This is a genomic window from Devosia sp. ZW T5_3, from assembly GCF_044987315.1.
GTDB lineage: Bacteria > Pseudomonadota > Alphaproteobacteria > Rhizobiales > Devosiaceae > Devosia.
This window is the reverse complement of record NZ_JBJDRE010000004.1, coordinates 28,247-47,963: the sequence shown is the minus strand read 5'-3', so window position 1 is coordinate 47,963 and position 19,717 is coordinate 28,247. Positions and strand designations below refer to the sequence as shown.

General features: G+C 61.9%; 17 protein-coding genes and 1 other annotated feature. Of the genes, 10 read left to right on the top strand and 7 right to left on the bottom strand.

Annotation, left to right across the window (positions count from 1 at the left end; genetic code table 11):
• Positions 1-87 precede the first annotated feature (87 nt).
• Together ACI3KW_RS06035 and ACI3KW_RS06030 are read right to left on the bottom strand one after the other, a co-directional pair.
• A complete protein-coding gene (locus ACI3KW_RS06035; protein ID WP_035102719.1) occupies positions 88-357 on the bottom strand; it encodes a hypothetical protein in 270 nt (89 codons plus the stop codon).
• 79 nt (positions 358-436) lie between these two features.
• A complete protein-coding gene (locus ACI3KW_RS06030) occupies positions 437-2,023 on the bottom strand; it encodes an SPOR domain-containing protein (protein ID WP_404847340.1) in 1,587 nt (528 codons plus the stop codon).
• Positions 2,024-2,243: 220 nt separating this feature from the next.
• Between ACI3KW_RS06030 and maiA the strand changes: the two genes are divergently transcribed.
• From maiA to clpA, 3 genes are all read left to right on the top strand, one after another.
• Complete coding sequence (maiA, locus tag ACI3KW_RS06025) at positions 2,244-2,879, top strand: maleylacetoacetate isomerase (RefSeq protein WP_404847339.1); 636 nt, start codon at positions 2,244-2,246, stop codon at positions 2,877-2,879.
• A 180-nt stretch (positions 2,880-3,059) separates the two neighbouring features.
• Positions 3,060-3,416: an ATP-dependent Clp protease adapter ClpS gene (clpS, locus tag ACI3KW_RS06020; protein ID WP_244445810.1), complete on the top strand. Its 357-nt coding sequence runs from the start codon at positions 3,060-3,062 to the stop codon at positions 3,414-3,416.
• A 9-nt stretch (positions 3,417-3,425) separates the two neighbouring features.
• Complete coding sequence (clpA, locus tag ACI3KW_RS06015) at positions 3,426-5,765, top strand: ATP-dependent Clp protease ATP-binding subunit ClpA (RefSeq protein WP_113122113.1); 2,340 nt, start codon at positions 3,426-3,428, stop codon at positions 5,763-5,765.
• A gap of 147 nt (positions 5,766-5,912) precedes the next feature.
• Here clpA and ACI3KW_RS06010 read toward each other — a convergent pair whose 3' ends face one another.
• Together ACI3KW_RS06010 and ACI3KW_RS06005 are read right to left on the bottom strand one after the other, a co-directional pair.
• A complete protein-coding gene (locus ACI3KW_RS06010; RefSeq protein WP_404847338.1) occupies positions 5,913-6,413 on the bottom strand; it encodes an SRPBCC domain-containing protein in 501 nt (166 codons plus the stop codon).
• A gap of 236 nt (positions 6,414-6,649) precedes the next feature.
• Positions 6,650-7,285, bottom strand: a complete 636-nt coding sequence (locus tag ACI3KW_RS06005; protein ID WP_404847337.1) for a cation transporter — start codon at positions 7,283-7,285, stop codon at positions 6,650-6,652.
• Positions 7,286-7,357: 72 nt separating this feature from the next.
• On the opposite strand from ACI3KW_RS06005, the gene ACI3KW_RS06000 reads away from it, so the two are divergent.
• Both ACI3KW_RS06000 and ACI3KW_RS05995 read left to right on the top strand, forming a co-directional pair.
• A complete protein-coding gene (locus ACI3KW_RS06000) occupies positions 7,358-7,750 on the top strand; it encodes a helix-turn-helix domain-containing protein (protein WP_404847336.1) in 393 nt (130 codons plus the stop codon).
• Positions 7,751-8,068: 318 nt separating this feature from the next.
• Positions 8,069-8,395 (top strand): hypothetical protein, encoded by a 327-nt coding sequence (locus ACI3KW_RS05995; protein WP_404847335.1) that lies wholly within the window; start codon positions 8,069-8,071, stop codon positions 8,393-8,395.
• A 49-nt stretch (positions 8,396-8,444) separates the two neighbouring features.
• Here ACI3KW_RS05995 and ACI3KW_RS05990 read toward each other — a convergent pair whose 3' ends face one another.
• Both ACI3KW_RS05990 and ACI3KW_RS05985 read right to left on the bottom strand, forming a co-directional pair.
• Complete coding sequence (locus ACI3KW_RS05990) at positions 8,445-9,098, bottom strand: YoaK family protein (RefSeq protein ID WP_113122117.1); 654 nt, start codon at positions 9,096-9,098, stop codon at positions 8,445-8,447.
• Between the two features lie 22 nt (positions 9,099-9,120).
• On the bottom strand, positions 9,121-9,612 hold the full coding sequence (locus tag ACI3KW_RS05985) for a hypothetical protein (RefSeq protein WP_404847334.1): 492 nt from the start codon (positions 9,610-9,612) through the stop codon (positions 9,121-9,123).
• 114 nt (positions 9,613-9,726) lie between these two features.
• Positions 9,727-9,784, top strand: a sequence feature (sul1 is cis-regulatory element that is thought to sense ions involved in sulfur or methionine metabolism; They are found in Alphaproteobacteria).
• Positions 9,785-9,841: 57 nt separating this feature from the next.
• On the opposite strand from ACI3KW_RS05985, the gene ACI3KW_RS05980 reads away from it, so the two are divergent.
• The 3 genes from ACI3KW_RS05980 (at position 9,842) to ACI3KW_RS05970 (ending at position 15,510) form a co-directional block, all read left to right on the top strand.
• Positions 9,842-11,323 (top strand): SulP family inorganic anion transporter, encoded by a 1,482-nt coding sequence (locus ACI3KW_RS05980; protein ID WP_404847333.1) that lies wholly within the window; start codon positions 9,842-9,844, stop codon positions 11,321-11,323.
• 363 nt (positions 11,324-11,686) lie between these two features.
• A complete protein-coding gene (gene dnaE, locus ACI3KW_RS05975; RefSeq protein WP_404847332.1) occupies positions 11,687-15,142 on the top strand; it encodes a DNA polymerase III subunit alpha in 3,456 nt (1,151 codons plus the stop codon).
• A complete protein-coding gene (locus ACI3KW_RS05970; protein WP_404847331.1) occupies positions 15,142-15,510 on the top strand; it encodes a VOC family protein in 369 nt (122 codons plus the stop codon). Before dnaE ends, ACI3KW_RS05970 begins: the two co-directional genes overlap by 1 nt.
• An 11-nt stretch (positions 15,511-15,521) precedes the next feature.
• On the opposite strand, the gene ACI3KW_RS05965 is transcribed toward ACI3KW_RS05970, so the two are convergent.
• Complete coding sequence (locus tag ACI3KW_RS05965) at positions 15,522-16,781, bottom strand: MFS transporter (RefSeq protein WP_404847330.1); 1,260 nt, start codon at positions 16,779-16,781, stop codon at positions 15,522-15,524.
• A 293-nt stretch (positions 16,782-17,074) separates the two neighbouring features.
• Between ACI3KW_RS05965 and ACI3KW_RS05960 the strand changes: the two genes are divergently transcribed.
• The gene (locus ACI3KW_RS05960; RefSeq protein WP_404847329.1) at positions 17,075-18,106 is read left to right on the top strand and encodes a substrate-binding domain-containing protein; all 1,032 of its coding nucleotides are present in this window, start codon (positions 17,075-17,077) and stop codon (positions 18,104-18,106) included.
• Positions 18,107-18,170: 64 nt separating this feature from the next.
• On the top strand, positions 18,171-19,691 hold the full coding sequence (locus ACI3KW_RS05955; protein ID WP_404847328.1) for a sugar ABC transporter ATP-binding protein: 1,521 nt from the start codon (positions 18,171-18,173) through the stop codon (positions 19,689-19,691).
• The last annotated feature ends 26 nt before the right edge of the window (positions 19,692-19,717 follow it).

The following is a 19,717-nucleotide window of genomic DNA, read 5'->3' as shown; positions in this document are numbered from 1 at the left end:
CCGGATTGAGAGTGGCCCTCGGATCAAGTCCGAGGGAGATACGGTGGGCGGGGCAGCATTGCAGATGGCTAGGAGACCTCAGTTAGCCTACCGCTTGCCAAAGCTCATGCGCAGCGCGCGCTTGCCGCCGGGGGCGAACACATCGATGTCGATATGGACCGGCTCCTGCACCATGCGGCGGGTGCGGGCGGAGAGGGCCAGCACGACGCCGAGCAGGTCGCCGACGCCGCGGCGGCGGGGCAGCATGCGGCCGGTCATTCCGGCCAGCACGCGGTTGCGCGCGGCCATGTCGTCCGAGGTCAGGGCTGAGCGGCCAATGAAACTGGCAAGCTCGGCGAGGGCAGTACGTTCGCTCATTGGGCTACTCCAAACACAGGCACCAATTTGCTTCCCTGGTCACCGGCGATGCGTGCCGCCGGTCATTCTCGTTATCTCGTTAGCTCTGCATGGCCAGGCAGGACAGGTTCTGCTGCTTGAGCTGGTTGCACATGGCCGTGGCTCCGTCGCGATCGCCAAAGCCGACAAAGCGAGCGCGGAAGAAGGTCTGGCCGTTCTTTTCGAAGCGCTCCACATAGGAGCGGAAATCACCGAGCGTGCCGACCTTGCCGGCAGCATCCGAGAGCATGGCGCGGGCGCTGTCTTCCGACGGGCCGGCGCCGATCTGCACGACCCAGCCACCGGGTGGCACGTCGCTGGCAGCAACCTGCACCGAGCCCGAGGTCATCAGGTCGACAGGCTGTTCCTGCGCGGCGGCGGGCGCCTGCATTTCGAGCGGGGCGGAGGGCGCAGTCTGGCCAAGGGCGGCCGGGGGCGCACCCAGATTATAGGTATCGCTCAACCAGGCGCCAATTACGTCCTGGCTGGGATATTCCGGCTGCGGCGCCTGGCTGGGTGCCGCCAGGATATTGGCGGCCTGCACGGCAGGCTGCAGGCCCAGATCGGCCGGCATGGGCTGCGGCACAGGGGCGGCATTGGCCACGGCCACTTCCGGCGCCATGGCAGCGCGTGGCTGGGCCTGGGCGCCGTTGGCGGCCACCAGTTGAGCCAGGCGGAAGCCGGGCAGGGGCATGGGCTGCACGAACACCGGCTGGCTCGGTTGGGCGACGGCGACTTGAACGGTGGCGCTGCCCTGGCGGCCCGGCTGGGGGATCATTGCGGTCTGCAGGTAATTGCCCTGGCGGCTCTTGGGCAGGTAATTGGCAACGAGCTGGCGGACCTTCTCATCGCGGGCGCCGCTGGAATTGAAGCCGAAGGCGACCACGACGATATGGCGATTGTCGCGGCGGGCGGCGGTCAGCAGGTTGGAGCCGGCGGCATTGATATAGCCGGTCTTGATACCGTCGACGGCGCCCATATAGCCCAGCACGCGATTGTGGTTGCCATAGGTGTTCTTGCCGTAGCTGAAGCTCTTGGTCTGGAAGAATTCGTAATAATTCGGGAAGTGCTGGTAGACGGCAATGCCCAGGATGGCCTGGTCGCGCACGGTGGTGATCTGGCCGCCATCGGGCAGGCCGGAGGCGTTGCGATATGTGGTGTTGCGCATGCCCAGGGCGCGCGCCGTGGCGGTCATGCGTTCGGCAAACTTTGCTTCCGAGCCCGAGATATGCTCGGCGATGACGCGGGCCATGTCATTGGCCGACAGGGTCACCAGCGCCTTGATGGCGTCTTCCACGGTAATGGTCGAGCCGGCGCGCAGGCCCAGCTTGGTGGGCACGGCGGCCGCAGCAAAGCGCGACACGGTCATTTTGGTGGAGAGCTTGAGATTGCCCGCGCTCAATTCCTGGAACAGGATGTAGAGCGTCATGACCTTGGTGACGGAGGCTGGATAGCGGCGGCTATCGGCGGCCTCTTCATACATCACCTGCCCGGATTTGGCGTCGACCACGATGCCGGCATATTTGCGGAGATTTTCGATAGCCTGTGCGGGCGCCACGGTATGAGCCGTAACTGCAAACAGGACGAGGACTGCGGCAAAGGCGCGGACAACAACCGTACGCCATGGGGATTTCGCCTGAGAAGCCACCCGGTACTCCAACTCTTATTCCTCGGACGCTTCTGCGTCCGTACGCAACACATGACTGGCGGAGATTCCGGTGTGCCCCAAACACTCCGGCTTTCCTCTCCTTGTTGGAGATTACTGCGACGCCGTTACCATTCCGTAAAATGCCACCGAATTTGTCATGAGTGTGGAGAGCCGGTCACGGTGGGGTGTAGGGTGAGGATGCAGCGATGGGATTGCGGGCATGAAACTCTATACGCGGTGGCAGAATTCGGCGGGTGAGCGGGTGCGGATTGCGCTCAACCTCAAGGGGCTGGATTACGACTATGTTAGCGTGGGAAGCCTTGGCCCGCAGGCCTATGCGGCGATCAACCCGCAGGGCCTGATGCCGGCACTGGAGCTGGATGGGCAGGTTTTCACCCAGTCCGCGGCTATCCTCGATCTGCTCGAAATGCGGTTTCCCAACTATCCACTACTGCCCGCCGATCCTTCCCGCCGGGCGCATTCGATTGCCTTTGGGGCGATCATCGCATCGGAGATGCATGCACTGACGGTTAACCGCGTGCGCAAGTATCTGGCCGGACATGGCATGGACGAGTCCGGCGTGGCCCAGTGGGTGCAGCATTGGCAAGGCGGGGGCTTTGCAGCGCTCGAAGCCCTGCTGGCGCGGCGGGAGCAGGCATGGGCCTATTGCTATGGCGATGCGCCGGGGTGGGCCGACCTGCACCTGGCGCCACAGGTGGCAGCGGCGCGACGGCTAGGCGTAGCGCTGCAGCGGTTCCCCCTCGTTACGGCGATAGCGGAGCGGTGTGAAAGCCTGCCTACCTTCATCGCCGCTCGCCCGGAAGCGCAGCCGGATTACCCGGAAAGCGCCGGTTAACCGGCCTTTTTTCGCTGTCACAAAAACGCGATGCATTGCCCCTTAACACGGGCCTGATTTTGCCTACATAATGGGTCCACCATGCTGCTTCGTTTCTCTTACGACAGATGTCTTCCGATGACCGATATTGACCTCCTCGCCATGACCGATGAGGCCCCGGGCGCCCTGCGTCTGGAGCCGATGCCCGCTTGGGCCGGGCCCAAGGAGGATGATGGCGGCAAGGATGGCGGGGGAAAGAACGGCACCGAAACCGGGACGATCACCAAGACCCGGCCAAAAACCAAGCGTCCAAACCTTTATCGCGTGCTTTTGCTGAATGACGACTACACTCCGATGGAGTTCGTCGTGCTGGTCCTGCAGGATGTGTTCAACAAGACGCGTGAGGAGGCAATGCGCATCATGCTGCATGTTCACCAAAAGGGGGTGGGTGAATGCGGCGTCTATCCATACGAGGTCGCCGAAACCAAGGTGACCCGCGTCATGGACACTGCACGCAAAAATCAGCATCCGCTGCAATGCGTGATGGAAAAGCAATAGGAACATCATATGCCCTCATTTTCCCGCGGACTTGAAAAGGCTCTGCATCAGGCGATGAACCTGGCGCGCGAGCGCAACCACGAGTTCGCAACGCTCGAGCACCTCTTGCTGGCCCTGACCGACGACCGTGAGACGATCGCCGTGCTGACCGGTTGCGATGTCGATATCGACGCGCTCAAGAGCGATCTTGAAGATTTCATCAATGAAGAGCTCGACAGCCTCATCGTGGCCAATGGCCAGGATGCGCGGCCGACCGCTGCCTTCCAGCGCGTGATCCAGCGCGCCGTCATCCATGTGCAGAGCTCCGGCCGCGAAGAAGTTACCGGCGCCAATGTGCTGGTGGCGATCTTTGCCGAGCGTGAGAGCCACGCCGCCTATTTCCTCGAACAGCAGGACATGAGCCGGCTGGACGCGGTCAATTTCATCAGCCACGGGATTACCAAATCGGGTCCCAGCGAGGAGCGCAAGGTGCGTGGTGCTGAGGACGGCGAAGGCAATACCGAAGGCGGAGCGGAGGCCAAGAAGAGCTCGGCCCTGGCCGATTTCTGCGTCAACCTCAATGAGAAGGCGCGGGCCGGCAAGATCGATCCGCTGATCGGCCGCGATGCCGAGCTGCGCCGCACCATCCAGATTCTGTGCCGCCGGTCCAAGAACAACCCGCTTTATGTGGGCGATGCCGGGGTGGGTAAAACGGCGATTGCCGAGGGCCTGGCCCGCAAGATCGTTGAGGGCGATGTGCCCGAAGTGCTCAAGGAAGCGGTGATCTATTCGCTCGATATGGGCTCGCTGCTGGCCGGCACCCGCTATCGCGGCGACTTCGAGGAACGCCTCAAGGCCGTGATGAAGGAGCTGGAAAAGCTCCCCAATTCGGTGCTGTTCATCGACGAAATCCACACCATGATCGGTGCTGGCGCCACCTCAGGCGGTGCGCTCGATGCCTCGAACCTGCTCAAGCCCGCTTTGGCTTCGGGCGCGATCCGCTGCATCGGCTCGACCACCTATAAGGAATATCGCCAGTTCTTCGAGAAGGACCGGGCCCTGGTCCGCCGCTTCCAGAAGATCGATGTCAACGAGCCGTCCGTGCCCGATGCCATCGAGATCGTGAAAGGTCTGCGGCCCTATTTCGAAGAGTTCCACAAGATCAAGTACACCGACGATGCTCTTAAAGCGGCGGTGGAACTGAGCGCGCGTTACATCAATGACCGCAAGCTGCCGGACAAGGCGATCGACGTGCTCGACGAGACGGGCGCCAGCCAGATGCTGGTGACCGAGGACAAGCGCAAGAAGGTCATCGATGTCGAGGATATCGAGGCAACGATCGCCACCATCGCGCGCATCCCGCCAAAATCGGTCTCCAAGTCCGATGCCGAACTGCTGTCTAGCCTCGAGCAGAGTCTGAAGACCGTGGTGTTCGGCCAGGATATTGCCATCACGGCGCTGTCGTCGGCGATCAAGCTGGCCCGTGCCGGCCTGCGCGAACCGGAAAAGCCGATCGGCTCCTACCTGTTCACCGGCCCGACCGGCGTCGGCAAGACCGAAGTGGCCAAGCAACTCGCCGATACCCTCGGCGTGGAACTGCTGCGCTTCGACATGTCCGAATATATGGAGCGGCACACCGTGTCGCGCCTGATCGGCGCCCCTCCGGGCTATGTCGGGTTCGACCAGGGTGGCCTGCTCACCGATGGCGTGGATCAGCATCCGCACTGCGTGGTGCTGCTCGACGAAATCGAGAAGGCCCATCCCGATCTCTACAATATCCTGTTGCAGGTGATGGACCATGGCAAGCTGACCGACCACAACGGCAAGTCGGTGGATTTCCGCAATGTCATCCTGATCATGACGTCCAATGTCGGCGCCATGGACCTGCAGAAGGCGCCGATCGGCTTTGGTCGCAAGCGCGAGCAGGGGGACGACGAAGAGGCGATCAATCGCCTGTTCACCCCGGAATTCCGCAACCGGCTCGATGCGATCATTTCCTTTGCACCGCTGCCGCGCGAAGTGGTCCGCCGCGTCGTGGAGAAGTTTGTGCTGCAGCTTGAAGGCCAACTGGCCGAGCGTGGTGTCACGATCAACCTCACGCCGGAAGCCGCCGATTGGCTGGCCGAACGCGGCTATGATGAGCGCATGGGCGCGCGCCCGCTGGGCCGCGTGATCCAGGAGCACATCAAAAAGCCCCTGGCCGACCAGGTGCTGTTCGGCGAACTGATCAATGGCGGCACGGTCACCGTCGCCGTGGTCGGCGAAGGCCAGGACGCCAAGCTGGAACTGGTGGCCGTGCCACCCCGCCCAGCCAAGCCCAAGGCCCTGCCCAAGCCGAAAAAGCCCAAGGCAACGGCAGACAAGAACTAATGCAAAAGGCCCGGAGCGATCCGGGCCTTTTTGTTATTGAGCGTCAGGGGAGTGCGCCTTTCTTGCTGAACAACGGCACGACCATCGCCAGCGAGTGGCGGCTTCCGACTCCGCCCTTGCCGGACAAGACGACAAAGGTCGCTGGCTCTATTTGGTCGCTTCCATCGCCATGCGCAGGGCGATGCTCGGGCGTTCCTCAACCAGATCTTTGATCAGCGGTAATGTGCTACGCCAGTAAAAGGCCACATGCCTTTCACCGGACTCGGGTCCTATTTCGAACGTCTTACCCCGTCGGACGGGAGACGGTGGCACCGTATGGGAAACCGATAGCGTTACGCCTGATGCGGATGGCATTAGGCGAAGTGTAACGCGCGAATAGCTTTCAGGAACATCAGGCAGACCAGATATTCGTGGGAGGAATTCGTAGGCGAGCACCGATGGCTGGGTGCACTCAAGAATGGTGCCTTTGTCCTTATAGCGCTTGGATCCGATGTGGGCAGTGATGCTGATCGGCGATCCTGGCTGCCAATCTGTATCGAAGTCGGCACTCCGCCAGATTCGCCCCTTGGTGCGGTCAATAAGCGCGCTCCACACAGCCTCAGGGGCCGCCGCGATCTCAATCGATTGGGTGACCACTGCATCGACCATCCATTCCCCCAGAATTTGACCAGGCTGCGCTGACTCACGATGCACGTACTCTAGACGGTGTGCGGCCTGTCAGCTTCTGCCTGTTGTCGTCCGAAAGCGGCCTTTCCGCAATCCACCCCAAAGGCGCCGGCTGCCACCGGCCCCAATCCGGTCGTAGAACTCGGCACCGTCGTTACCGGAAGCGGACATAATTTACGCCGTCGGGTCAGGGCATTCGGCCTGACGGCGGCTGCCAGCTACACCGTCGCAGCACGGGCCCGCTGCAGCTCATTCAGAGCCTGCGGAAGCACCGTCGCGGCCCCCTGGATGGCCAGACCAGCCATGATGGTGGCGACGATCACGTCTGGCCAGCCGGTTCCGGTGCCGAACACGCCAAGGGCGGCGAGCAGGACAGCGACGTTGCCCAGCACATCATTGCGGGTGCAGATCCAGGCCGAACGCATGTTGCTATCGCCTTCCCGAAACCGCCATAGCATACCGAATGACCCGGCGTTGGCCAGGAGCGCAGCGAGGCCGACGACGCCCATCGTATAGGCTGCGGGAACGGTGCCGGTCCACAGGTGCCAGGCGGCGACGCCGAGTACCCAGACCCCGAACACCAGCATGCTCGCAGCCTTAGCCAGAGCCGCATGGGCACGGGCCTGCAACGCCATGCCAACGACAAAAATGCTCACGCCGTAATTGGCAGCATCACTTAGGAAGTCCAGAGAGTCGGCCTGCAATGAAGCAGAGCCTGAGAGAAAACCGGCCCCGATCTCTACCAGAAACATCACGGCATTGATGGCTAGCACGACCCATAGGACGGCTCGGTAGCCCTTACTCACTTCGGGCTTTTGCGGCTCGACCGGGTGTCCGCAACAATGGGCACTCATGGAGGTCTCCTTGCTTCGATTTTGGCAGGAGCATACATTCTCTAGTGACTAGAGGATCAAGAGGAAAAAGGCATGGGTGTTCCCATCGGCAAGGCTGCCCTGCGCACCGGCGTCAAGGTGCCCACCATCCGTTACTACGAAGGAATTGGTCTGCTTCGACCTTCCGACCGAACCGAGAGCAATCGGCGACTTTTCGGCGATGATGAAATCCGTCGCCTTGGCTTTATCCGTCATGCCCGGGAATTGGGTTTCGAGATCGAAGCCATCCGCCAGCTTCTGGACCTTCAAGACCGTCCTGATCGTTCATGCGCCAGCGTGGACGCCATCGCCGCCGAGCGACTGTTCGAGGTGCGCCACCGGATACAGGCACTCCGGTCGCTTGAAGCTGAGTTGGAACGGATGCTCGCCAGTTGCAGCCATGGCATTGTCGGCGAGTGCCGTGTCATCGAAGCGCTAAGTCCATAGTGCTGGACGTAAGCGGCAGAGTGGGCGTTCGGGCCAAACGCCGACAGTCCGTTACCCACCCCAGCCCGGACTTCTCCGGTCATGGATAAGGGCACGGGGAACCTTGGCGCAGTGCATGAAGATATTGGCCACATGACAATTACCAGCCTTGGCCGGCGAAATTGCTGACGCGCATGCCGGCGGGGATTTCCGGGGCAGTTGGGGGGCATGCACAGCGAATCCGCTGCGCCGTGACTTCGGCCGACCAAGCGGCTAGGCTATCGCGTCTTCTGTCAGCATGAGGAGCGCAATACGCCCCGTTTCCTTGCCGTTTACACCATGAAACCCGAAGATTTGGCCCGCTTTCGCAGCATGCCCAAATCCGAGCAGGATGCGGTTGATGCCGTCGGTTTGCCGCTTTGGGCGGAGTGGGAGAAGAAAAATGCCGCCTCCTTCCCCGATCGCGGCGGCATGGTTGGCCGGACGACACGCGTCACCAAGGACGGCATAGCCAGTGCCACCAACCCCTTCTGCGGCTATATCGTCGTCGAGGCCGACACCATCGAAGCGGCCGCCCGCCTGTTCGAGAACCATCCTCATTTCACGGTCCTTCCTGGGGATGGCGTGGATATCATGCCCTTCCTCACCGAACCCCCGCAGACCTGAACGTCGGGCACCTTCCACAATGTCATTCGCCGCGAACACGGCACTTTGTCTACGGCACCACCTTTGCCGGTCGTCGGATCAAAAACGCCACGAGAAACCCTAGATACACCACCCCAGGCACCATCAGCGCATTCACCCCCACCAACCCATAGCCTTGCGCCCCGAGTAGGCCTCCGAGCAGCAATGAGGCCCAGACTAGCGCATGCTGCGCCCAGCGCCATGGCGGGGCGAGGCCGCATAGGGCGCGGGCCAGGTCCTGGCCGGCGGCAAACAGGGTGCCGGTGACAAAAGTTGTGCCCAGCCGGACCGAGCCGATGGAGGGCAAGATGGCGTTCTGCGCCCCGGCCCCGGTGGCCAGGATCAGCATGAACTGGCTGGGCGGAAAGCCGGTAACGGCCAGCCCTAGCGTTGCGGCAAAGCAGATCACCACCAGCCCAGTCACGGCGCTCGCCCCCCAACGCGGGCCGGCCAGCAAGGCGAGCAGGGAACCAAAAACGCTGCCGAGGAAGAAAAGCGCCACCAGCGAGCCGGTGAGCTGCGCCACCGGCCAGCTGCCTTGCGCCAGAGCGTCACCCAATTGGGTGGTGTTGCCGCTCATGAATGAGGTGAAGTGCCCGCCTAGTTCGATAAAGCCGACGACGTCGGCAAAGCCGGCCGCCGCGGTAAGCAGCAGGCCGAGGCTGAGTTGGGGCATGGGCGTCATGGCCGAAACCGAACCTTATATTTCAGGCCGGCTTGCGGCTCGACCAGTAAATCAGCGCGCCAGCGGCGAGCAGCACGACCATGCCGATATGCGGGCGGATATTGATGAGATTGCCCGGTGAGCCGGCAGAGGCGAGGGCGCGGTTGACCTCGGCGAATTGAGCCGCGGCTGGGGAGAAGAACCAGCCGACGAGCACGGTGACCACGCTCGCGAGCAGGCCGGCCAAGGCCAGAATATTGCGATAGGGCGCCAGTTGGGTGACGCGACCCGAGGCAACGGCGAGCACGAAAATCAGCAGTGCCAGCCAGGCGATCCAGCCGGCTGCGGCGAAGCCATTGAAACTGCCGGATTGGTCGAGGCCCAGGCCCATATTGGTTGAGATGCTGGTAAAGGGCAGCAGGAGGCCGAGCAGGGCCAGCACGGCTGCGCAAACGGCGAGGCCAAAGCCGGTTCCCGTGGCCAGGGTAACAAGCTGCTGCAGGGTAACTTGTGGCGTGGTGTTCGGCTCGGACATGGACTCAATCCAATTGCTGAGGTGACAAGTTTATTATCACTGAAGCGTGAGAATTGGTCGAGAGCGCTGCGCGGCTTGATTTCCGGCGGAGATCGGGACATTTATCGGGCCTTCGTCGGACTCGGGGCTTTGACCCGGGTGGCTTCTCCGGGCGCCTATCCCCCGGTCACCAACTTATCGCCTCCCGCTATTCGTGCGCAGCCGCGCGGGACGCCTGTTGGGTTTTTACATGTTTGATTTCGATCAGTACCGCCAGGAGTGGTTCGGCAATATTCGCGGCGACGTGCTGTCCGGGCTCGTCGTGGCGCTGGCGCTCGTGCCGGAGGCCATCGCATTTTCCATCATTGCGGGGGTGGACCCCAAGGTGGGGCTCTATGCCTCGGTGGTGATAGCCATCGTCATTTCGTTTTTTGGCGGCAGGCCGGCGATGATATCAGCGGCTACCGCCGCTACTGCCGTGCTGATGGGCTCGCTGGTGCGCGAGCATGGGCTGCAATATCTGCTGGCCGCGACGATCCTGGCTGGATTGCTGCAGATCGCCGCCGGCTGGCTCAACCTGCACCGGGTGATGCGGTTCGTGTCCAAATCGGTGATGACCGGCTTCGTCAATGCGCTGGCCATTCTCATCTTCATGGCGCAATTGCCCGAGCTGATCGATGTGCCCTGGTTGACCTATCCCATGGTCGCGGCGGGACTGGCGATTATCTACCTCTTCCCGCGGCTGACACGGGCGGTGCCGTCGCCGCTGGTGTGCATCGTGGTGCTGACGGCCTTGGCCTGGTTCTCGGGCATGGACCTGCACAGCGTGGGCGATATGGGCGAGTTGCCGCGGGCTCTGCCTCAGCTGTTGATTCCGCAAGTGCCGCTAAACCTCGACACGCTCATCATCATTTTGCCCTACGCCATTGGCGTCGCGGCGGTGGGGCTGCTTGAATCGTTGATGACCGCGCAGATCATCGACGAGGCGACCGATACCAGCAGCAACAAGCGGCTGGAATGTGTCGGGCAGGGCGTGGCCAATTTTGCCTCGGCGTTTTTCGGTGGCATGGCGGGCTGCGCCATGATCGGCCAATCGGGCATCAATGTGCGCTCGGGCGGGCGAGGGCGGCTCTCCACTTTCCTGGCCGGAGCCTACCTATTGGTGCTGATGGTGCTGCTGGGCGATCTGCTGCGCATCATTCCGATGCCGGCGCTGGTAGCCATCATGATCATGGTGTCGATCGGCACCTTCGACTGGCGCTCGATCCGCAATTTGAAGGATCATCCGCGCAGCTCGTCCTTCGTCATGCTGGCCACTGTGGCCTTTGTCGTAGGCACGCATAACCTGGCCATTGGCGTGTTGGTCGGCGTGCTGCTGTCGGGCGTGTTCTTCGCCTGGAAGATCGCACAGATATTCGCCTTGCGCCCGGAGCTGTCCGACGACGGCGCCACGCGCGTCTACCATGTCAGCGGCCAGCTGTTCTTCGCCTCGGCCGATCAGTTCATGGCCGCGTTCGATTTCAAGGAAAAGGTGACCCGCGTCATCATCGATCTGACCCATGCCCATATCTGGGATATTTCCAGCGTCGCCAGCATCGACAAGGCGGTGCTCAAATTCCGCAAGGCCGGTGTCGATGTGCAATTGCGCGGACTGAATCGGGCCAGCGCGACCATCGTCGACAATCTGGGTACCCATCGGCGTAAGGACGCCGAGATCGTCATCGGGCACTAGCTCGGGGCAGTATGCTCATCAGGCCGCCGGCTGACAACGCTGGCGGTCTCAAGGTGAACAGTCCGGCAACCTTTCCTAATGATTTGCTAACCAAATGTGCTCAATCCCCGCTGTTCCCGCTCCTCCCACTGGACAAGAACAAACAAGGAACTTATAAGAACATTATAGCAACACGGGAGATGCAGATGCTCACTTTCATCAAGGACTTCGCCGCATTCGTCACGCTCGGGGCCTTCACTATCGGCTCGCTAACCTGGATGGATATGCTGACCCGACTCGTGTGACCTTCCCCTGTGGATTGCGGCGCCAAATGGTTTCGCCGTCCGCCATGGCCTGTCACAAAGGCAGGCTAGGAGAGCATTCATGAGCGGCCCCGGCTTCATCCATCTGCACGTCCATTCTGCCTATTCGCTGCTGGAAGGCGCGTTGCAGCTGGACACGATTCTCAAGCTGGCCAAGGCGGACCATCAGCCCGCTTTGGGCATTTCCGATACCAGTAACCTGTTCGGGGCGCTGGAGTTTTCGGAAAAGGCCAGCAGCAAGGGCATTCAGCCGCTGATCGGGGTGGAACTGCCGATCGACTTTGCCGCCAGTGAAGAGCGGGTCAGCGAACGCGGCCACGTCGCCTGGTCGGGCAAGTCCAGCGTCGTGCTGATGGCGCAGACCGAATTGGGCTTTGAAAATCTCTCCCGCCTGGTGTCGCGCGCCTATCTTGATGGTGAAGGCGGCGCGGCGACGGCGCGGCTCGATTGGCTGAGCCGGGAAGGGCTGGAAGGCCTGATCTGCCTCAGCGGCGGGCCGGAAGGCGCCATCGATATGGCCTTTGCCCAGGGGCAGGACGCCAATGCCACCCGCCGGCTGGACCGGCTGGCGGATTTGTTCGGCGATCGCTTCTATATTGAATTGCAGCGCCATGGCCGCCCGCAAGAGGCCGCCGTCGAGCCACGGCTGGTGGATTACGCTTATCGCAAGGGTATTCCGCTGGTAGCGACCAATGAGCCCTTCTTCAAGTCGGTCGCCGAGGCCGAGGCACACGATGCTTTGCTGGCCATTGCCGGCGGCACGGTGATTGCCCAGACCGAGCGGCGCAAGCTCAACGATCAGTATTATTTCAAGACCCGTGCCGAGATGGTGGCGCTGTTCTCGGACTTGCCCGAGGCGTTGGATTCGACCGTCGAGATCGCGCAGCGCATTTCCTATCGGCCGCTCAAGCGCAAGCCGATCCTGCCCAAATTCGCGGCCGCGCCGGACCTGAGCGAGGACGAGGCCGTGGCCGCTGAGGCGCAGGCCTTGCGCGAAATGGCGGTAAGCGGGCTGGAGAACCGGTTCAAGACCGGGGTGATCGATCCGACCAAGACCGAGCGGGAATATCGTGACCGGCTGGAGTTCGAGCTCAACATCATCCAGTCGATGAAGTTTCCCGGCTATTTCCTTATCGTGGCTGATTTTATTCGATGGGCGAAGTCGCAGGGCATTCCGGTGGGGCCGGGCCGCGGCTCGGGTGCGGGCTCGCTGGTGGCCTATGCAACCACCATCACGGACCTCGACCCGCTGCGTTACAACCTGCTGTTCGAACGCTTCCTTAATCCGGAACGCGTGTCGATGCCGGACTTTGATATCGACTTCTGCCAGGACCGCCGCGAAGAGGTGATCCGCTATGTGCAGAGCAAATACGGCTTCGAACAGGTATCGCAGATCATCACCTTCGGAACGCTGCAGGCTCGCGCCGTGCTGCGCGACGTCGGGCGCGTGCTGCAAATGCCCTATGGGCAGGTGGACCGGCTGTGCAAGCTCGTGCCGGCCAATCCAACCGATCCGTGGTCGATCGAGCGGACGATGAATGAGGAACCCCAGTTCCGCCGCATGGTCGAGGATGACGAGACCGTGGGCGAACTGGTGGCCATCGCCAAGAACCTGGAAGGCCTGTACCGGCACGCGTCGACCCATGCCGCCGGCATCATCATCGGCGACCGGCCGTTGCAGGATCTGGCGCCGCTCTACCGCGATCCGCGCTCGGATATGCCGGTCTGCCAATACAATATGAAGTGGAGCGAGGCGGCCGGGCTGGTTAAGTTCGACTTCCTCGGCCTCAAGACGCTGACCACGATCCAATATGCCGTCAACATGGTCAACCAGGACGGCGGCAGCTTCCGGATCGAGGATATCTCGATCGATGACGTGCCGACCTACAAGCTCTACCAGAGCGGGGACACGTTCGGCGTCTTCCAGGTGGAAGGCGGCGGCATGCGGCGCGCGCTGGTCGATATGAAGCCTGACCGCTTCGAGGATATCATCGCGCTGGTGGCGCTCTATCGCCCCGGCCCGATGGACAATATTCCCCTGTTCTGCGCCCGTAAGCGCGGAGATGAGGAAATCGAATATCCCCATGATGCGCTGAAATCGGTGCTCGACGAAACCTATGGCATCATCGTTTACCAGGAGCAGGTGATGCAGATCGCCCAGCTGCTCTCGGGTTATTCGCTAGGCGAAGCCGATATGCTGCGCCGCGCCATGGGCAAGAAGATCAAGGCCGAAATGGATGCGCAGCGCGAGCGTTTCCGCGATGGTGCGGTCAAGTTCGGGTTGACCAAGAACCTGGCCGACACGATTTTCGACCTGCTCGCCAAGTTCGCCAATTACGGCTTCAACAAAAGCCACGCAGCGACCTATGCGCTGGTGAGCTACCAGACTGCCTATCTCAAGGCGCATCATCCGCATGAATTCTTCGCGGCTTCGATGACGCTCGATATGGGCAATACCGATAAGCTTTCCGAATTCCGCCGCGAAGCGGGCAAGAAAGGCATCGAGATCGTGCCCCCTTGCGTCAACAAGTCGGAAGTCCTGTTTTCGGTCAAGGACAAGAAGGTTCTCTACGGGCTGTGCGCCGTCAAGGGCGTGGGCCGGCAGGTAGCCGAACATATTGTTGAGGTGCGGGGCGATAAGCCATTCAAGGATCTGGGTGATTTCGCCCGTCGCGTTGATCCGCGCATGATGAACAAGCGCACGCTGGAAACGCTGGTCAGTGCTGGCGCATTCGATGAATTGGCGCCGCGGCGTGAACTGGCTTTTGCTGCCATCGAAACGGTGATCGGCACGGCCCAGGCCTTGGCGAGCGAGCGCAATGAGGGGCAGTGGAACATGTTCGACACCGGCGAGCCGGAGCCGTTCAAGCTGCCGGCCGGGGTGCCGGCCTGGACCACGACCGAGCGCGCCGACCGCGAATTGGCGGCAATCGGGTTCCATCTGTCGGCGCATCCGCTGGATGCTTATTCGGACCTGTTCGAGCGCATGCGCGTGCAGCGCTGGAGCGATTTCGAGCGGGCGGTCAAGGATGGCGCGTCGGCCGGGCGACTGGCCGGAACCATTGCCTCGCGGCAGGACCGGCGTACCCGCAAGGGCACGCCGATGATGATCCTGACCCTGTCGGATCAGAGCGGCAGTTACGAATGCATCGCCTTTTCCGAGCAGATCAATGAGTTCGGGAGCCTGTTGCAACCGGGCAAGTCGGTGATCCTGATGGTTGGCGCGGACGAGCGAGCCGAAGGGATCAGCGTGCGGCTCTTATCGGCCGAGGCGATTGACGGCATTGCCGAAAAAGTCGACCGGCGGCTGACGGTGTTTGCGGCGGACGCCAAGGCGTTGGGCTCGATCAGCAGCCAGCTCAAGCGCGGCGGGGAAGGCTCGGTCAATTTCGTGGTGATCCGCGATGGCGGCGCGCGCGAATACGAGATCGAGCTGCCGGGCAGCTATCGGCTGACGGCAGAAGTGGCTGGCGGCATCAAGGCGCTTGAGGGTGTGACGGATGTACGGTTCCACTGATGCTGGGGCACGTCTCGCTCGGTGTGCGTGACCTGACCAAAGCGGCCTTGTTCTACGACGCCGTGCTCACTGCGTTAGGATATGTGCGGCTTTGGACCGGCGAAGGCGGCCTGGGCTATGGCAGTGCCGGCGGCGGGGAGAAGCTCAATATCTTCGAGCGCGCCGGAGCATCGCCACCCGGCGCGGGATTTCATCTGGCTTTCGAGGCGCCTGACCGAGCCGCTGTGGATCGCTTCCACGCCGCAGCTTTGGCGCATGGCGGCACGGACGCCGGCGCACCAGGCCTGCGGCCGCATTATGGCGCGCATTATTACGCGACCTTCGTGGTTGATCCGGAAGGGCACAAGCTTGAGGCGGTGCATCAATAGGCAGGATCAAGCTACTTGACTTGCGCTGCGGTGCCCAAATCCGGCCAGAAACTGCTGCCGCAGGCGCCGACCAGCGCAATGAGGGCCCCGGCAGCCAGGATTGTCGGCGCGGCGCCCAAGCCGCTGAAGAGAAGGGACGAGACGGCGGAACCCAGCATCATGGCGGCGGCGCTGAGGGCCGCCCGGAAGCGGATCAGGCTGCTCAGATCGGGGCGGTTCAGCCCGGTCTGAAATAGGGTCATCATGGAGATGAAGAACATGGGGCCGCCCAGACCGGCAGCAAAGCAGGCCAGCAGCATGGCGGGCAGGGCGAGGAATGGCGGCAGAATCCATAGCAGGATCGGGACCAGGGCCAGACCGGTTCCCAGGATAAGATAGCCGGTGAACATGAAGCGGCCAACGCGTCTTGGCCGCGCGCCTGCGACGAGCAAATTGCCGATGAAATCGCCGGCCCCGTATGCGCCAGCCAAGGCCGCCAGGGCGCCGATGCCGGTCAGTGGCAGGCTCGCCACTTCGGCACTGGCCGCGAGGAAGGGCAGGCCGAGCCCGACCGCGATGAACCAGGCGGCCAGCACGATGGTATTTGCGGCAAGCACTATGCGGATTTCCGGTTCCTTTCGAGCAACCATAAGGCCGCGCGCCAGCCGCTCCCGGATAGAGGCGGTGTCTTGCGTGCGGGCGGGGGTGCCGATGGATTTGCCGACAAGCGCGATCCCGCAGGCGGAGACCAGAAAGCTGGCCGCGTTGATCGTCAGGAAATGCAGCATCGGGACGAAAGCACTTAACGGGCCTGCTAGAAACGGTCCCAGCAATCGCGACAGGCGCGCGGTGGCGTCGAGCAGTGCGTTCACGCCTTGAACGCGTTCGCGGGTTTGGGCGATCAGCGGAACGCTCGAGAGCAGGGCTGGCTGGAACAGCGCGCCCAATGCGGCAAGGGCCATGGATGTACCGATTAAGACTTCAAGGCTCAGCCCAATAGTGCTGGCAAAAACCAGGGGCACGAGCGCGACGAGCGCCGCCAACAGGTCGGTGGCGATCATGAGCGAACGCGGCGCGATCCGGTCGGCAAAGGCCGACGCACCCAAGCTGACGACTAAGGCAATGGCGAATTGAGCCGTTGCAACCCAGCTGGCATTCGCGCCGGCGATCTGGATGGCAAGCCAGACCATGGCGATCCGGTTCAGCTCATTGCCGATTCCCGAGAAGGCGAGCCCGGTCCACAGGGCGCCGATCTTGCGATCGCTGAGAAGATTGAGAAAGGGATGGGCCATGCTGGCCTCCTGCCGGCTCGCGAACCCGCATGATGTCAGAGCGGCACCCGATGAGAAGTGCGGAAGGTGGCACTTGCGTTCGGTTGGGCTTTGTCCCGATGCGCAGCAGCTCAATTCACAAGTCTCCTGAAATATAATTCAGGCAATGAATTATATTGACATCAACTCACTCTGCGGACAATTGTGGGGCCGCTGCGGTTCGGAGGAGGATCGCGGTTTCACAAAATCCATGCCCCACCGGCAGTGCCGGCCAGGGAGATGCATTGCGACGGCTTCGGCCGGAGGGAGGAATCTTGCGCAAAATTCTGAGCACGCTGGCAACGGCGTTCGTCACCACGGCTTTGCTTGGCTCTGGCCATGTTGCGGCCCAGACCGAGAACCCGTTCAAATGCCAGCCGGGTGAAAAATACGTCATGAACGTCATGGTGTCGGGCGTCGAATACTGGTTCCCGGTCTATGAAATGTTCAAGCAGGCCGGCCAGCAATTCGGTTGCGAAACAGCCTATACCGGCACGCCCGAATATGACGTGACCAAGCAGATCGCCAGCTTCGACCAGGCCTTGGCGCAGAACCCAGCCGGTATCCTGGTGCATCCGATGAATTCGGACCCGTTTGTCGAGCCGATCAATCGCGCTGTCGATCAGGGCGTCGCCGTGGTGACCTTTGCCGCTGACTCGCCCAATTCCAAGCGCACGTCCTTTATCACCTCGGATAATCTGGCTGAAGGCACCTATGCGGCCGATGCCGTGGCCGAGGCTATGGACGGCAAGGGCGAATATGCCGTGCTCGAAAATCCGGGCCAGGACAATCACGACAAGCGTGTCGCCGCCTTCATCGCCCGCATGGAAGCCAAATGGCCTGACATGAAACTGGTCGGCCGCGCGGCCTCCAACCAGGATCCCGCAAAGGCGTACCAGGCCGTGCTGAGCCTGATCCAGGCCAATCCCGATCTGGGCGCGGTGTTCATGCCCGAAGCCAATTCGGCTATCGGCGCGGCTCAGGCCAGCAAGGAAAATGGTGGCAAGGTTCGGGTCATGCTGGCCGACGTCAACGAGAACATTCTCGACATGATCAAGGCCGGCGACATTTTCGGCTCGGTCAATCCCAACCAGGGCATGCAGGGCTATATGGGCTTCATGCTGCTCTGGATGGCGGCCCATCCCGAGCTGATCGATCCGATGAACGACTATGCCCGGTCCGGCGACAATGCCATGGCCGTGCCCTTTGTCGACAATGGTTTCTCGATCGTCACTGCTGAAAACGCCGACGACTTCTATTGGGACGATTACCTCAAGCGCCGCGGCACCAAGGGCATCGAAGAGTAAGCCGCTAGCACCACGATTATCGCCGGAGGGCTAAGGCCCTCCGGCCCACCAAACCCACGAGACCATGATGCCGAACCATCCTGTTCTAGAAATGCGCGGCGTCTCCAAGCAGTTCGGCGCCATCCATGCATTGACCTCCGTCGACTTCTCGCTGGAGCCTGGCGAAATCCATGCCCTGTGCGGCGAGAATGGCGCGGGCAAATCCACCTTGATGAATATTGCCGCCGGTATTCTGCAGCCCACATCAGGGGAAATCCTGCTCGATGGGGCGGTGACCACAATTTCGTCCCCGGCGACGGCGCAGAAGCTCGGCATCGGGCTGGTGCATCAGGAAATCGCGCTGTGCCAGGATGCGAGCGTGGCTGAGAATATCTTCATGGCCGCCACCAATGCGCGCCGCTCGCCTTTGATGAATTACGCCACGCTCAATCGCGATGCCCAAAAGGTCATGAACCTGCTGGCCCCCATCCAGGTGCGCCGGCGCGTGGCGGACCTGTCGATCTCCAACCAGCAATTGGTGGAGATCGCCAAGGCGCTGACGCTGGATTGCCGGGTGCTGATCTTTGACGAGCCGACCGCCGCCCTCACCGAAACCGAGACGCAGGCGCTGTTTCAGATCATCCGCGGGCTCAAGGCACGCGGCATTTCGATCATCTATATTTCCCACCGCATGGCCGAGATTTTCGAGCTATGCGACCGGGTCACCGTGTTCCGCGATGGGCGCCACATGTCCACCGACAAGGTCAGCGACATGACGCCTGATCTGGTGGTGCGCCGCATGGTCGGTCGCGAGATTTCCCAGATCTATCCGGCCAAGCTCGTGGGCGCGCCGGGCAAGACGCTGCTTTCGGTCGAGGGGCTTTCGGACGGCGCGCGCTTCACGGACATTTCCTTTGAGCTCAAGGCCGGCGAAATCCTTGGCCTTGGCGGGTTGATCGGCGCGGGCCGTACCGAAATTGCGTTGGGGCTTTGCGGCCTTGCGCCGGTGAGTAGCGGCAAGGTGGCGCTCAATGGCGAGCCCGTGAACATCCGCGATTATCCATCGGCGGTGCGCAAGGGATTGGTTTATCTCTCGGAAGACCGCAAGGCGTCGGGCGTGTTCCTCGATATGTCGATTGCGGCCAATATTTCCGTGCTGGATTTGAAGCAGGTCACCTCAGGCATTCTGCTCGATCGCCGGAAAGAGGCCGATCAGGCGCGAACGCTGACCCAGAAAATGGGCGTGCGCATGGGCGGCATTGATGCGCCGGTGTCCTCGCTATCGGGCGGCAATCAGCAGAAGGTCGCCATCGCCAAGCAGATTTCGGTCAATCCCAAGATCATCATCATGGATGAGCCGACACGCGGCATCGATGTCGGCGCCAAGACCGAAATTCACAAATTGCTGCGCGAGCTGGCCCAAAGCGGGGTTGGCGTCATCGTCATCTCGTCGGAGCTGCCCGAATTGATCGGGGTTTGCGACCGCGTCGTGGTCATCCGCGAGGGGCGGGTGGCGGGAGAATTGTCTGGAGCTATGACCGAGGAAGCCGTGATCCGGCTAGCATCGGGCGTTACCAACACAGGAGATTTGGCCGATGTCGCTTAATCAAACCGGCGAGACCGCGCTCGCTG